General features: G+C 38.0%; 11 protein-coding genes. 5 read left to right on the top strand and 6 right to left on the bottom strand.

The features are described from left to right. Window positions 1-10: 10 nt before the first annotated feature. On the bottom strand, window positions 11-205 hold the full coding sequence (locus tag ACO1D1_RS11805) for a hypothetical protein (protein WP_423336052.1): 195 nt from the start codon (window positions 203-205) through the stop codon (window positions 11-13). Window positions 206-458: 253 nt separating this feature from the next. Here ACO1D1_RS11805 and ACO1D1_RS11800 point away from each other — a divergent pair, with 253 nt between their 5' ends. After that, on the top strand, window positions 459-647 hold the full coding sequence (locus ACO1D1_RS11800; RefSeq protein WP_149869412.1) for a YkvS family protein: 189 nt from the start codon (window positions 459-461) through the stop codon (window positions 645-647). A gap of 55 nt (window positions 648-702) precedes the next feature. Here the strand turns inward: ACO1D1_RS11800 and ACO1D1_RS11795 are convergent, their stop codons facing one another. Further along, window positions 703-822: a DUF6254 family protein gene (locus tag ACO1D1_RS11795; RefSeq protein WP_223820924.1), complete on the bottom strand. Its 120-nt coding sequence runs from the start codon at window positions 820-822 to the stop codon at window positions 703-705. 144 nt (window positions 823-966) lie between these two features. Between ACO1D1_RS11795 and ACO1D1_RS11790 the strand changes: the two genes are divergently transcribed. Continuing rightward, window positions 967-1,578 carry a CPBP family intramembrane glutamic endopeptidase gene (locus ACO1D1_RS11790; RefSeq protein WP_149869411.1) on the top strand — a complete coding sequence of 204 codons (612 nt, stop codon included), beginning with the start codon at window positions 967-969 and terminating at the stop codon, window positions 1,576-1,578. 33 nt (window positions 1,579-1,611) lie between these two features. On the opposite strand, the gene ACO1D1_RS11785 is transcribed toward ACO1D1_RS11790, so the two are convergent. Continuing rightward, window positions 1,612-2,661 (bottom strand): YkvI family membrane protein, encoded by a 1,050-nt coding sequence (locus ACO1D1_RS11785; protein WP_149869410.1) that lies wholly within the window; start codon window positions 2,659-2,661, stop codon window positions 1,612-1,614. 190 nt (window positions 2,662-2,851) lie between these two features. Here ACO1D1_RS11785 and ACO1D1_RS11780 point away from each other — a divergent pair, with 190 nt between their 5' ends. Then, a complete protein-coding gene (locus ACO1D1_RS11780; protein ID WP_149869409.1) occupies window positions 2,852-5,008 on the top strand; it encodes an ATP-dependent Clp protease ATP-binding subunit in 2,157 nt (718 codons plus the stop codon). 44 nt (window positions 5,009-5,052) lie between these two features. On the opposite strand, the gene ACO1D1_RS11775 is transcribed toward ACO1D1_RS11780, so the two are convergent. Further along, the gene (locus tag ACO1D1_RS11775; protein WP_149869408.1) at window positions 5,053-6,747 is read right to left on the bottom strand and encodes a M3 family oligoendopeptidase; all 1,695 of its coding nucleotides are present in this window, start codon (window positions 6,745-6,747) and stop codon (window positions 5,053-5,055) included. A gap of 93 nt (window positions 6,748-6,840) precedes the next feature. Continuing rightward, window positions 6,841-7,281 (bottom strand): MarR family winged helix-turn-helix transcriptional regulator, encoded by a 441-nt coding sequence (locus ACO1D1_RS11770; protein WP_149869407.1) that lies wholly within the window; start codon window positions 7,279-7,281, stop codon window positions 6,841-6,843. Between the two features lie 216 nt (window positions 7,282-7,497). Here ACO1D1_RS11770 and ACO1D1_RS11765 point away from each other — a divergent pair, with 216 nt between their 5' ends. Then, a complete protein-coding gene (locus tag ACO1D1_RS11765) occupies window positions 7,498-9,012 on the top strand; it encodes an ATP-binding protein (RefSeq protein WP_423336051.1) in 1,515 nt (504 codons plus the stop codon). Window positions 9,013-9,157: 145 nt separating this feature from the next. Further along, window positions 9,158-10,396, top strand: coding sequence for an MFS transporter (locus ACO1D1_RS11760; protein WP_423336050.1), 1,239 nt, complete (start codon window positions 9,158-9,160; stop codon window positions 10,394-10,396). 24 nt (window positions 10,397-10,420) lie between these two features. Here the strand turns inward: ACO1D1_RS11760 and ACO1D1_RS11755 are convergent, their stop codons facing one another. Beyond that, window positions 10,421-10,945 carry a hemerythrin domain-containing protein gene (locus tag ACO1D1_RS11755; protein ID WP_423336049.1) on the bottom strand — a complete coding sequence of 175 codons (525 nt, stop codon included), beginning with the start codon at window positions 10,943-10,945 and terminating at the stop codon, window positions 10,421-10,423. Window positions 10,946-11,050: the final 105 nt, after the last annotated feature.

The raw sequence follows: 11,050 nt of genomic DNA, 5'->3' as shown, positions 1-11,050 counted from the left end.
TCCCATCCCCTTAACTTCTTGGTTCTTTAAGATATTGATATAACACATCTCCTCCACGTCCGCCGATTCCACGGAAATGTTTGAAATCATTTCTTTTTACTAACACCTTCCGAAAATCCATAAAATCTTCCTTTTTTACATAGTATTCCGAAAGTTCTCCTGTCATTAATCGATTTAATATGTCGTTAACCATTTCTTCCTGCATTTATCACACCCCCTATTCCATCCTCTATTTTACCTTATCCGCAAATCTATAAGCCAACTTTCCATTTTCCTTCTATTCTATTATTGTAAGCGTTTTCCCTTCTTTAACTCTCCATTCAAGCATATAATAAAATAATAAGTAATAATTAACCAAATTGTCATACAAAATCCTTTACGAATTTAGAAAAGTAGTGCAAACTGTTATTTAACTGGATTTTATTAATAGTTTTTAAGGCAAAGGAGAGAGAGACTGAATGAAAAAAGCAGAAGTAGGAAATATCATAGAATTCCGTGGTGGCTTACAAGGGATTGTTGAAAAGGTAAATGAAAATTCTGTAATAGTCGACCTAACATATATGGACAATTACCGTGATTTAGAATTAGATCAACGGACAGTTGTCAACCATAAAAACTATAAAGTCGTAAAAGAAAGCGCTTATTAATGTAATAGTTTAGAAGAAAAGGCAGACTTTTACTGCCTTTTCTTTCATTGCTAGTTTATTTGCCCTGTTCCGTTTCTTTTGATAACTGCTTTAAAGATTTGACTTTGCCATGGGGATTTTGATCCTGCTTCCTGACCGTCCATTCCCGCTCTTGTTGACTCCTCGATTTGCTCATCATTTTCACTCCCTTCCCGTTTATTTTTTCTTCTTTTTAGGTTCTTATTAGGAGAATTGGTTAAAATGTTTAATGTAATCATTTCCTTTTCGACAAATTTTTTGTTAAAGTATATTTTATTGATTTAAAAAGGGGCAAGACATCATGAAACAAAAGATTCTAACCATACGCCTAATAGCAGGTGTGATTTTAGCGCATGCACTTATATTTTTTTCATTTCACGATAAAACCATATTTTGGTATATCTTTTCCGGATCTGTGCTTGTGTTAATTGCGTTTGCCACGTACCAAGGAGATGTCGATGATGAGGCGTCCTTTATCCAATATATTTTCCTCGGTGTTCTTTCTGGATTATTGCTCTATTTTATATTTTGGTTAGGATATCAAGTCATCCAAATACTTCATCTCCCATTTGAGCAGCCGATAAGAAAATTATACCGCTCGTATGCGCCAAAGGTATTTTGGCAATATATTGCCCTCATTTTAGTTGCTGCTCCAGGGGAAGAACTGTTCTGGCGGGGTTTCATCCAAAAAAAATTAGTAACACACCTTCGTCCTATTTGGGGTATTTTAATCGCAGCATTACTTTACGCATCGGTTCATCTATATTCTGACTCATTTTTACTCGTTTTCGCAGCCCTTATTTCCGGACTCATCTGGGGGTTACTGTATTATTGGAGAAAAAGTATGCCGCTTGTGATTGTTTCGCATATCATTTTCGATATCATGATATTTATTATTATGCCTTTCAAATAGAAATAGCAGCTGCCACTTTTGACAGCTGCTTTATTAATTCTTCATATTTGGGGTAAATGGTTTCATCCATAATAAAACAAAAAAGCTCATACAAATATAGCCGAACAAAGGGTATAAATAAGAAAGCAGCGTGCTATAATTCACCAAACTAATCAGATAGGAAACGGCAAAAATGACCGTAACAGATGCAAACGTTGGAACCGGCATATATTGCTGCAGCTGTCTGTCGAGCCCGAAGACATTTCCGATCACAGAAGTGAAAATCTCCCCATAAATAACAAGTACAAAAATCCAGTAAAAAAACGGTGCTAAGTTTTTCATAATAATGGCCATTGGGATATCATACAATTCCAGATTTGGCAGCATAATCAGGGTAAAATGGCTGCCAATTAAAATCAGCGTTAACGCAAGGCCCCCTATAATCCCTCCCCATTTAATTGTCCAGTCATCCTTAACTTCGGTGGCAACCGGAACTAAAACTGCCTGGGCCAAACCCAAATTTAAAGCAGCATATGAAAACGGGGCAATCACACTCTTCCACCCGTCACCAGCATGGGGAATAAACAAAAACCGATCTAAAAAATTCGGCATTCTAAGTGACAAAAACATCAGGATTAAACTAAAGGTAATCATTAAAGGAACAACAAAGGTATTAACCGCAAAAAGTCCTTTCGTACCAACTAGCATAACTAGATAGGAAAGGAAAATGGTCAGAAATACGCCAAGATTTTTGGGCAGGCCAAGCTGTTCCTCAAAAACTGCCCCAGCCCCGGCCAGCATGACGGCACTTACACCGAGAAGCATGAAAAGCATGAAAACATTTATGATGCTTCCCGCCCATTTTCCAAAGAGGTGCTCATTAAATTCTTGATAGGATTTCGCCTCGATTTGCGCAGCCATACGCATTAACTTCGAACCAATCATGACAAAAAGATAACCACTCATTAATATACTAATAAAGCCAAAGAAACCAAACCGTGAAAAAAATTCTACGATTTCCTTTCCAGTGGCGAATCCTGCTCCGACAACAGTTCCTACATAAACTGCCGCAATTTGAAAGGCTTGATTCCAATTCTTTTTCACATCATCTCCCCCTTACCATCAATATATGACCAAAGGGACAAACAAAGACGAGCTTTTTTCCCAAAATGGTAACCATTGCTATAGACAAATATCTTGAAAGTCAAAAAAGGTCAGAGTATACTATGGTCATAAGGTCAAATATAGTCAAAGTCAAATTGATGAAAGCAGAATAACAAGGAGGTTATTTTACATGCTATGTCAACGATGTAATCAAAACCATGCAAATGTGCAATTAAGTATGAATATTAACGGGCAGCGTCAAGAGATGAAACTCTGTCATGCATGTTACAAAATAGAAAAACAAGCCCTAGGTACAAACTATGGTCAACATATGAACTCATTTTCGAACTTCCCGTTTGACCATCTTTTTATGTCAAATGGTTATTCACAGGGTCCAAATATGGGTGAACAGCAAACCCCCCATAGTGAGAGAAAAGCGGCACAAGGCGGCTTTATTGATCAATTTGGACGAAATTTAAACATCATGGCAAAGGCAGGTTTAATTGATCCTGTTATCGGACGAGATCAGGAAATAAAACGGGTGATTGAAATCCTCAACAGAAGGAATAAAAACAATCCTGTTTTAATTGGTGAACCAGGAGTTGGTAAAACGGCCATTGCTGAAGGTCTTGCGATAAAAATCGCTAATGGGGATGTCCCAGGTAAATTGCGCAATAAAGAGGTCTATTTGCTTGATGTCGCTTCTCTTGTTGCCAATACCGGTATCCGTGGTCAATTTGAGGAACGGATGAAAGAATTAATTTCAGAATTGCAGGAACGAAAAAATATCATTCTGTTTATCGATGAAATTCATTTGCTTGTTGGTGCAGGTTCTGCAGAAGGCTCCATGGATGCGGGGAACATTTTAAAACCAGCCCTTGCACGAGGAGAATTACAAGTAGTTGGTGCAACAACATTAAAGGAATACCGGCAAATCGAAAAGGATTCCGCTCTTGAACGACGCTTCCAGCCGGTGAATGTACTGGAACCGACGAAAGAGGCGGCAATTGAAATTTTAGTAGGACTTCAAAAGAAGTATGAGGATTACCATGAAGTCACTTATTCAGATGAAGCCATTCTTGCCTGTGTTCAATTATCACAGCGCTATATTCAAGACCGCTTCTTACCTGACAAAGCCATCGACTTGCTTGATGAGGCCGGGTCTAAATTAAATCTTTCTACTGATTATAAAAGTAATGAACAAATGGAAACCCGTCTAAAAGAGATAGCAGCTGAAAAGAACGAGGCCCTCAAACATGAACTGTATGAAAAAGCAGCCAGTCTTAGAGATGAAGAGGCAAAATTGGAAAAGTTATTAAATAAGGATATACGTGATGAAAGGCCTGTTGTTACTGTTTCTCATATTCAAGAAATTATTGAACAAAAAACGGGTATCCCCGTCGGAAAGCTGCAGCAGGATGAACAGCTGAAAATGAAAGTATTAGAAGATAATTTAAGTCAGAAGGTCATCGGTCAGGAAAAAGCTGTAAGAAAAGTAGCAAAGGCGATTAGACGCAGCCGGGCCGGTTTAAAATCAAAAAACCGTCCAATTGGCTCCTTCCTGTTTGTCGGTCCAACAGGTGTCGGTAAAACGGAGCTTACCAAGACCCTTGCAGAAGAATTATTTGGGTCCAAGGATTCCATGATACGTCTCGATATGAGTGAATATATGGAGAAACACAGCGTTTCTAAACTAATCGGTTCACCTCCAGGCTATGTGGGCCATGACGAGGCAGGACAGTTGACAGAAAAAGTCCGCAGAAACCCGTATAGCATTATTCTTTTAGATGAAATTGAAAAAGCACATCCTGACGTACAGCACATGTTCCTGCAAATTCTTGAAGATGGCCGCCTTACTGACAGCCAAGGAAGAATTGTCAGCTTTAAGGATACGGTCATTATTATGACCAGTAATGCTGGCGTCGGCCACAAAAACATCCACGTTGGGTTTGGCACAACAGAAGCAGTAGAAGAAGCAAGTATCCTTGACTCGCTTGGCAGCTTCTTTAAGCCTGAATTTTTGAATCGTTTTGATAGTATTATTGAATTTAACTCATTAGATCAAGAACATATCTTAACGATTGTTGATTTAATGGTAATTGAATTACAAGAAACCTTAAAAGAGCAAAATATCGAATTATCCATTTCACAGGAATCAAAAGAAACATTAGCTGAACTTGGCTACCACCCTGCTTTTGGAGCTCGCCCGCTCCGCAGAGTCATTCAGGAACAACTGGAAGATAAAATTGCCGACTTTATTTTAGAAGTGCCAGATTCAAAAAAATTAGCAGCAATTGTTGAAAATGGCGAGTTAAAAGTTATCTCCGAAGGCATAACTGTAAACTAATTAAAAAAGCGAAGCCACTGATAAAAGTGGTTTCGCTTTTTAGCTTATAGTTTTTGATCATCCACAGAGTTCAACCAGTTCTCAATCACAGCGACCACTGATTCAACACACCCATCCTCAAATGGTGAAATCAGGTTGGCTGCCGCGACAAGCTTTGTGAATGACATGCTGCCCCCAAGCTTACACAGGTTCACATAATCTGCCCAAGCCTTTTCCTGGTCCTCTCTAGAGCGCTTCCAGAATTGGAAGGCACAAATCTGTGCAAGTGTATAATCAATATAATAAAACGGCGAATTAAAAATGTGACCTTGGCGCTGCCAGAAGCCGCCGCTTTCTAGATATTCGTTGCCGTCATAATCCTTATGCGGCAAATATTTCTTCTCTATCTCACGCCACTTTAGCTTACGCTCTTTTGGTGTAGCTGTCGGATTCTCATAAACCCAGTGCTGAAATTCATCAACTGAAACCCCATATGGTAAGAACAATAATGCATCACTTAAATGTGAAAATTTATATTTGTCTGTATCTTCTTTAAAGAACAAATCCATCCACGGCCATGTAAAGAATTCCATACTCATAGAGTGAATTTCACATGCCTCATAGGTCGGCCAATTATATTCCGGAACCTCAAAGTCACGGCTGGAATATACTTGGAACGCATGACCCGCTTCATGTGTTAAGACATCAATATCCCCTGAAGTTCCGTTAAAATTGGAAAAAATAAATGGTGCTTTGTAATTTTCAATAAATGTACAATAACCGCCGCCTGCTTTTCCTTTTTTGGCTACCAGATCCATCAGTTTGTTATCCTGCATATAACGGAAAAACGACCCTGTTTCTGCTGAAAGGTCTTCATACATTTTTTGGCCATTTTCGATAATCCATTCTGGCGAGCCTTTTGGTACTGCATTTCCAGTCTGAAAATTGAAGCCTTCATCATAATATTTTAATTTGTCGAGTCCAATTCTTTCCTGTTGGCGCATCTTTAATTTTGTGGCAATTGGCACGATAAAGTCCTTAACCTGCGCACGGAAATTCGCTACCATTTCGGAATTGTAATCCGTTCTCATCATTCGATAGTAGCCAAGTTCCACAAAGTTTTTATATCCCAGCGTTTGAGCGATTTCCGTTCTTACTCTAACAAGGTCATCATAGATACGGTCGAGTTCCGCCTCATGCTCTGCAAAAAAGCCAAATTTCGCTTCACTCGCCTTCTTTCTCATTTTCCTGTCTGTCGATTCTGTGAAGGGATCCAATTGGGCCAAGGTCCTCTCTTCCCCTTCAAAATCAATTTTAGCTGAAGCAAGCAGCTTTGTGTATTCCGTTGATAGACGATTTTCCTTTTGCAATAATGGAACAATTTCAGGTTTAAATGTCTTTAGCTGTCCTTCAGCTAGGGCAAATAACTGAATGCCCCACTTTTCTTCAAGCTGGCTGCGGAATTTTGACTCCACAAGTGCTTGATAATATTTGGTTACCAGTCCTTCTACCTCAGGCTGTATTTCATCCATATAATCCTGTTCTTGCTTATAAAATTCATCATTCGTATCAATCGAATGACGAATATAGCATAGATTAAACATCGTGCCAAGGTCATTTCTTAGTTGATTAATGCCATGCATAGCCTCACTTTGTTTTTCAACAGTAAGAGCCTCTTTAAATCGGTCAAGCACTAAGTTAAATTTAGTCGTTACTTCTTCTAGATTCGGACGGACATATGTATACTGTTCAAAGTTCATAAAAAAATCCCCCTCTTTCAAATATTCCAACGATATTATTTCGACACTGTTTCATAAAATTCCTTCATAAAAAAAATACGACCATTGGCCGTATTAAAATTTACCCGCAGGCAAACCTAACTTTTTCAGCAGTTCAATTGCTTCCGTTTTCTCTGAATCATCAAGACTCGACATGAGCGTATCAATTTGCTTCGCATGTTCAGGAAAAATGTCCTGAATAAACCTTTTCCCCTCATCGGTAATTTGTGCATATGTGACTCTCCGATCTTTAGGGCAGGCTATTCGTCTCAACATTCCTTTTTGTTCTAGTTTATCGACCACATAAGTTATACTGCCACTGGCGAGCAGAATTTTCCCGCCGATTTGCTGCATCGGCTGGTCACCTTTATGGTAGAGCAGCTCTAACACGGCAAATTCTGTTGGATTTAAACCATTTGCCTGAATGACTTTATTTACATGTTCATTGATCGCCTTATACGCTCGTGAAAGGACAATGAATAGCTTTAAGGATTTTGCTACTGAATCATTTTCCATAAAAAACTCATCCTTTTAGATTTTTGATTTTTGATTTTTGATTTAGTGTGTTGCTGAACCCACACCTTTAATTTATCTTGATTTCAAAATTAATTATAAAAAACTTTTCAATTCCTGTCAATTTCCTCTATGATAGCAGGAATATTTCGGTAAATTCATGAAACATCTGATATAATAATAACGATATTTTACATCAAAATACATCGGGGTACCTTAATGAAAATTCGTAAAGGCAATTTTTATATCTATTTTTTTATTGTTGTACTACCTGTTTTAATTTTAGGTTCATACTATTTTTATCATATTTTAAAGGAAAATGACATAGCAAGAAAAAAGGATGCTCTATGGGTCGCCTCAATTTATCAAAAGAACTGGGATCAATTCATTAGCGAAACGAAAACCAGCTTAGATATTCTGTCACTTTCTGCAAGAAATGAATTGGGTTTTCCGGCAAAAATGGAACCATTATTAATGCAGGTAAACCAAAACGATCCTCGGTATGGAGGCCTTTACTTACTTGACCATAATGGCTCTTTGCTAACTGGCTCTGTTCCATTACGAAACGATGCCAATTTTGCCAAACACCCATTCATCCAAGAAGTCATTAAAACGAAGGATACAATTATTGCAGATCAAGTAGAAATTCTTAGAAACAACCAAAATATTATTGGCCTTGCTACACCTGTGCTCGATGAAAATCAGGAATTACAGGGTATTCTGGTTGCTGATTTACGGATTGATTATATGAGGAACCTGATGAAGGTCCTTACGCCCGAGAACAAGTTAATTGTGGTGAATGGAGGAAAAAAGCCAATTCTCGAAATGAATGTAGCCTACAATGAAACGGCAAACGAGACTAATTGGGTTACTTCACCAATGGAAAGAATACCGTGGAATATAAAAGTAAAGATTGCCGAACGGAGTTATAAAGAAATTGGTATAGACCTAGGGAAAATAGTGTTTATTATCCTCGTTATCACACATATCCTTTACTTACTTATCGAATATTTCTTATTAAGAAAGCATGCGCATCAAGAAAGAAAACAAAATGAACTGCAGAAGCTCGAATTAGTAGGCACATTAGCTGCAAGTACAGCACATGAAATTCGCAACCCGTTAACAGGTGTAAAAGGGTTAATACAGCTCCTGAGTGAAAAATACACGGACCCTGAGGATCGCTATTATTTTAATGTTATTAATTCAGAACTGAAACGCATTAATGAAATCGTTAGTGAGTTTTTAATTCTGGGAAAACCGACAGCACAATTGACGGATAACATTAATATAAACGGGACACTTCAAGAATTGAAACCTCTGATCATGTCAGAGGCTAATTCACACAATGTTTCATGTATCTGGCAGCTTCCGGAAGAACCTGTGATGGTTAAGTGTGTTAAGGATGAAATGAAACAAGTGATCTTAAATATTACAAAAAATGCGTTTGAATCATTTGATAAAGCCGGCACATTGGATATAAGACTTTACATGTATGAAAATGATTTTTGTAAGCTGGAAATTCACGATAATGGAAAAGGGATTCCAAAAGATGAGTTAGAAAAAATATTTCGCCCTTTTTATACTTCAAAAGAAACGGGAACAGGTCTAGGTCTTGTTATTTGTAAGCGAATTATAAACTCATTCGGGGGAAGCATTCAAATCGACAGCACCGAAAATTTTGGAACTACCGTCACCATTACGCTGCCAATCTGTAAGGAAAAGCGAGACCAATAACGGTCTCGTTTTATTTTAATATTACAATTGCTTCGTTATAATTTAAATATTCCGAAATGAGAAATAAATATTTCTTATTTTTGTTATTCGGTAGTATGATAGGATAGAAAAATATGTTGTCAATAAACAATAAAGAAGGGATTAAATGAATCAACAAGCAATATTACCCGCAAAGGCGCAGAAGGCCTCCGAATCACCTATGTATAAAATTCTTTTTATCATTGGACTGTGCCATTTATTGAATGATTCCATTCAAGCTGTTGTTCCGGCTATGTTCCCCATTTTGGAAAAATCAATGGGTTTAAGCTTTACACAGCTTGGAATTATTGCATTCGCTTTAAATATGATTTCATCCATTATGCAGCCAGCAGTCGGAATGATAACTGACAAAAAGCCTATGCCATATGCACTGCCAATTGGGCTAACCTTTACATTATTCGGCATCCTTGGACTGGGTTTTGCTTCGAGTTTTCTAATGATTGTTCTATCTGTCGTTTTCATTGGTCTTGGGTCTGCGATTTTTCATCCCGAAGGTTCTAGGGTAGCCTATATGGCTGCAGGAAGCCGGCGAGGGCTGGCACAATCCATTTATCAAGTCGGAGGCAATACGGGTCAGGCACTAGCTCCAGTAATAACAGCACTGATTTTGGTGCCGCTTGGCCAAATTGGTGCATCCTGGTTCACAATTGTCGCGGCAGTTGCGGTCATTTTACTGCTTTATATCGCCAATTGGTATAATCAAAGATTACTAACTTCACCAGTAACGGCGAAGAAAAAGAGTACAGGTGTAACCAAGAAGGACGGTTTAACAAGAGAGGTAAAAAATACTTTGGCATTGATTCTATTGTTAATCTTTGCGAGAACTTGGTATTCTTCCGGTATTACCAATTTTTATACTTTTTATGTGATTAAAGAATATAGCCTTACGATTAAAGAATCTCAGATCTTCTTATTCGCATTTTTAGTTTCCGGAGCTGTGGGTACCTTCTTTGGCGGGCCGCTGTCAGACCGATTTGGAAAGAAAAACATCATTTCCTTTTCCATGTTAGCAACCGTGCCCTTTTCTATCCTCATTCCTTATGTTCCATCAACAGTAGCATTTTTCTTTCTAATTCTAACCGGTTTTATCTTAATGACTAGTTTTTCCGTCACCGTTGTATACGCTCAAGAATTAGTTCCGGGGAAAATTGGCACAATGTCCGGTTTAACTGTTGGCCTTGCATTTGGTATGGGGGCAATTGGTTCAGTAGGCTTAGGTTATATCGCGGACCTGATTGGTTTGCAGTCAATGATCACATGGCTTGGAGTATTACCATTACTTGGTTTAATCGCATTCCTCCTTCCAACAGATCAAAAGATTTGGGAATGGAATCAACCAAAATAAAGAAGGATGGGCATAGGCCCATCCTTACTTTATTTCCTGGATTTTTTGTAATAATTCCGCTTTTTCTTCCTTAGTAAGCATTCTTTCAGCCATTGGGAATAATACATTTTCCTCTTTGGAAAAATGTTCTGTTAAAATGAAGTAAGCATTTTGAATTAATTCAGCTAATTGTTTCTTCTCATCTGTTGATGTTGGTAAAGCTTCTGCCTTAGCAAGAAAGGCACCAATATTTGATTTTGCTTGGTCATGTTCATATTCCATCACGGCAATCGGTCCTGAGGTTGTTCCAATATAAACCCCCATCATTGGAAAAAGAACACCCTCTTCTCTTTCTGAATGCGGCTCTAAAGATGCCTTAAATTCTTTTACTTTTGTTATTAATTCACCAAAATTCTCATCTACAGCTATTTCTTGATCAATTTGCTTAGTTAATTCGTATAATCCTTCTAATTGTTCTAATAATGGAGGATGTTCACTTTTTAATTGTTTAAGTCCTTCGCTTAATTCAGCTTGGGGCATTCCCCCAAATGCACTCATACAGTCACTCATAATCCATCACCTCAGCGTTTTATTTTGTTTCAAGTATAAAAGCTACTCTGATTTAATGTAGTGACAGATATCACTTTTATCCACAATTGTTTACAGGATGCATTC

The organism is Neobacillus sp. 19 (genome assembly GCF_049463095.1).
GTDB lineage: Bacteria > Bacillota > Bacilli > Bacillales > Cytobacillaceae > Neobacillus.
The sequence above is the reverse complement of the archived record's forward strand: the minus strand, read 5'-3'. Positions and strand labels throughout refer to the sequence as shown.

Excerpts from the sequence above, each read along its gene's own strand:
- ACO1D1_RS11760 (WP_423336050.1), top strand. The coding sequence starts at position 9,158 with ATGAATCAACAAGCAATATTACCCGCAAAGGCGCAGAAGGCCTCCGAA.
- ACO1D1_RS11765 (WP_423336051.1), top strand. The coding sequence starts at position 7,498 with ATGAAAATTCGTAAAGGCAATTTTTATATCTATTTTTTTATTGTTGTA.
- ACO1D1_RS11795 (WP_223820924.1), bottom strand. The coding sequence starts at position 822 with ATGAGCAAATCGAGGAGTCAACAAGAGCGGGAATGGACGGTCAGGAAG.
- ACO1D1_RS11770 (WP_149869407.1), bottom strand. The coding sequence starts at position 7,281 with ATGGAAAATGATTCAGTAGCAAAATCCTTAAAGCTATTCATTGTCCTT.
- ACO1D1_RS11790 (WP_149869411.1), top strand. The coding sequence starts at position 967 with ATGAAACAAAAGATTCTAACCATACGCCTAATAGCAGGTGTGATTTTA.
- ACO1D1_RS11805 (WP_423336052.1), bottom strand. The coding sequence starts at position 205 with ATGCAGGAAGAAATGGTTAACGACATATTAAATCGATTAATGACAGGA.
- ACO1D1_RS11755 (WP_423336049.1), bottom strand. The coding sequence starts at position 10,945 with ATGAGTGACTGTATGAGTGCATTTGGGGGAATGCCCCAAGCTGAATTA.
- ACO1D1_RS11780 (WP_149869409.1), top strand. The coding sequence starts at position 2,852 with ATGCTATGTCAACGATGTAATCAAAACCATGCAAATGTGCAATTAAGT.
- ACO1D1_RS11775 (WP_149869408.1), bottom strand. The coding sequence starts at position 6,747 with ATGAACTTTGAACAGTATACATATGTCCGTCCGAATCTAGAAGAAGTA.
- ACO1D1_RS11800 (WP_149869412.1), top strand. The coding sequence starts at position 459 with ATGAAAAAAGCAGAAGTAGGAAATATCATAGAATTCCGTGGTGGCTTA.